The sequence below is a fragment of the Streptomyces ipomoeae 91-03 genome, from assembly GCF_000317595.1.
Classification (GTDB): domain Bacteria; phylum Actinomycetota; class Actinomycetes; order Streptomycetales; family Streptomycetaceae; genus Streptomyces; species Streptomyces ipomoeae.
Map to the genome: position 1 here is coordinate 1 of NZ_AEJC01000111.1, position 2,432 is coordinate 2,432.

Consider the following 2,432-nt stretch of genomic DNA (forward strand, 5'->3'; position numbering starts at 1 on the left):
TGCTCGCGGAGCGCTACGCGTCGACCTTCGCCATGACGTCGTCGCTCACGTCGAAGTTGGCGAAGACGTTCTGCACGTCGTCGCTGTCCTCAAGGGCGTCGATCAGCTTGAAGATCTTCTTGGCGCCCTCCTCGTCCAGCTCGATCTGCATGGTCGGGACGAAGTTGGCCTCGGCGGAGTCGTAGTCGATGCCGGCCTCCTGGAGGGCGGTGCGGACCGCGACCAGGTCGGTGGCCTCGCTGAGCACCTCGAAGGACTCGCCCAGGTCGTTGACCTCCTCGGCGCCCGCGTCCAGGACCGCGCCGAGCACGTCGTCCTCGGTCAGCTCGCCCTTGGGGACGATGACGACGCCCTTGCGGTTGAAGAGGTACGAGACGGAGCCCGGGTCGGCCATGGAGCCGCCGTTGCGGGTCATGGCGACACGGACGTCGGAGGCGGCGCGGTTGCGGTTGTCGGTGAGGCACTCGATGAGCACCGCGACACCGTTCGGGCCGTAGCCCTCGTACATGATCGTCTCGTAGTCGGCGCCACCGGCCTCCAGGCCGGCACCGCGCTTGACCGCGGAGTCGATGTTCTTGTTCGGGACCGACGACTTCTTCGCCTTCTGGATGGCGTCGTACAGCGTCGGGTTGCCGTCCGGGTCGGCGCCGCCCATGCGCGCCGCGACCTCGATGTTCTTGATCAGCTTCGCGAAGAGCTTGCCGCGCTTGGCGTCGATCACGGCCTTCTTGTGCTTCGTCGTGGCCCATTTAGAGTGGCCGGACATCTGCCTGTCTCCTTCGCGTAACCCATCCTGCAACGAACTCCCCAGACCTGAACGGCTGGGGGACCCCCGGAGATCCTACAAGGACTCCGACGCCCGGCTCGCGTGCACCATCTCGACGAACAGCGCGTGCAGCCGGTGGTCGCCGGTCAGCTCCGGGTGGAACGACGTGGCGAGGGCATTGCCCTGGCGTACGGCGACGATGTGGCCGTCGTACTCGGCGAGCACCTCGGTCTCGGCACCGACGGACTCGACCCAGGGGGCGCGGATGAAGACGCCCTCCACAGGATCGCCCGCCACGCCCTCGACGTCCACCGAGGCTTCGAAGGACTCGTTCTGGCGGCCGAAGGCGTTGCGGCGCACGATCATGTCGATGCCGCCGATGGTCTCCTGGCCCGAGCGCGGGTCGAGGATCTTGTCGGCGAGCATGATCAGGCCGGCACAGGTGCCGTACACGGGCATGCCGTCGTGCACGCGCGCGCGTAGGGGGTCCATCAAGCCGAAGAGGACGGCCAGCTTGGAGATGGTGGTGGACTCGCCGCCGGGGATGACGAGGCCGTCCACCTCGGCGAGTTCCTCGGGGCGCCGCACCGGCCTGGCCACGGCGTCGGCCGCGGCCAGGGCGATGAGGTGCTCCCGTACGTCGCCCTGGAGGGCCAGGACACCGATCACGGGGGTGTTGCTCATGGGTGCTTACCAGCCCCGGTTCGCGTAGCGCTCGGCCTCGGGGAGGGTGTCGCAGTTGATGCCGACCATGGCCTCGCCCAGGTTGCGGGAGGCGTCCGCGATGATCTTCGGGTCGTCGTAGAAGGTGGTGGCCTTCACGATGGCGGCGGCGCGCTTGGCCGGGTCGCCGGACTTGAAGATGCCGGAGCCGACGAAGACGCCCTCGGCTCCGAGCTGGCGCATCAGAGCGGCGTCGGCCGGGGTGGCGACGCCGCCGGCGGAGAAGAGGACCACCGGGAGCTTGCCCAGCTCGGCGACCTCCTTGACCAGCTCGTACGGGGCGCGCAGCTCCTTGGCTGCGGCGTACAGCTCGTGGTTGTCGAAGCCGCGCAGCCTGGCGATCTCGTTCTTGATCTGGCGCAGGTGGCGGACGGCCTCGACGACGTTGCCGGTGCCGGCCTCGCCCTTGGAGCGGATCATGGCGGCGCCCTCGGCTATGCGGCGCAGGGCCTCGCCGAGGTTGGTGGCGCCGCAGACGAAGGGGGTGGTGAAGGCCCACTTGTCGGAGTGGTTGACCTCGTCGGCCGGGGTGAGGACCTCGGACTCGTCGATGTAGTCGACGCCGAGGGACTGCAGGACCTGGGCCTCGACGAAGTGGCCGATGCGGGACTTGGCCATGACGGGGATCGAGACGGCCTCGATGATGCCCTCGATCATGTCGGGGTCGGACATACGGGCCACGCCGCCGTCCTTGCGGATGTCGGCCGGGACCCGCTCCAGGGCCATGACCGCGACCGCGCCCGCGTCCTCGGCGATCTTCGCCTGCTCCGGGGTGACGACGTCCATGATCACGCCGCCCTTGAGCTGCTCGGCCATGCCGCGCTTCACGCGGGCGGTGCCGGTCTCGGGGGTCGGGGCGGAGGAGTTCGAGAGCGTGCTGGACACGGGGTTGACCTCACTCGGGGGAAGAAGGTTTCTGCGAATACCGAGGAAACGGGAGGGG

3 protein-coding genes are annotated in these 2,432 nt (G+C 68.8%); all 3 read right to left on the reverse strand.

The features are described 5' to 3' along the window. Positions 1 to 13 precede the first annotated feature (13 nt). Positions 14 to 766 (reverse strand): YebC/PmpR family DNA-binding transcriptional regulator, encoded by a 753-nt coding sequence (locus STRIP9103_RS07335; protein WP_009302168.1) that lies wholly within the window; start codon positions 764 to 766, stop codon positions 14 to 16. A gap of 75 nt (positions 767 to 841) precedes the next feature. Continuing rightward, positions 842 to 1,450, reverse strand: a complete 609-nt coding sequence (gene pdxT, locus STRIP9103_RS07340; protein WP_048819866.1) for a pyridoxal 5'-phosphate synthase glutaminase subunit PdxT — start codon at positions 1,448 to 1,450, stop codon at positions 842 to 844. 6 nt (positions 1,451 to 1,456) lie between these two features. Beyond that, a complete protein-coding gene (gene pdxS / locus STRIP9103_RS07345) occupies positions 1,457 to 2,374 on the reverse strand; it encodes a pyridoxal 5'-phosphate synthase lyase subunit PdxS (RefSeq protein ID WP_009302167.1) in 918 nt (305 codons plus the stop codon). Positions 2,375 to 2,432 lie beyond the last annotated feature (58 nt).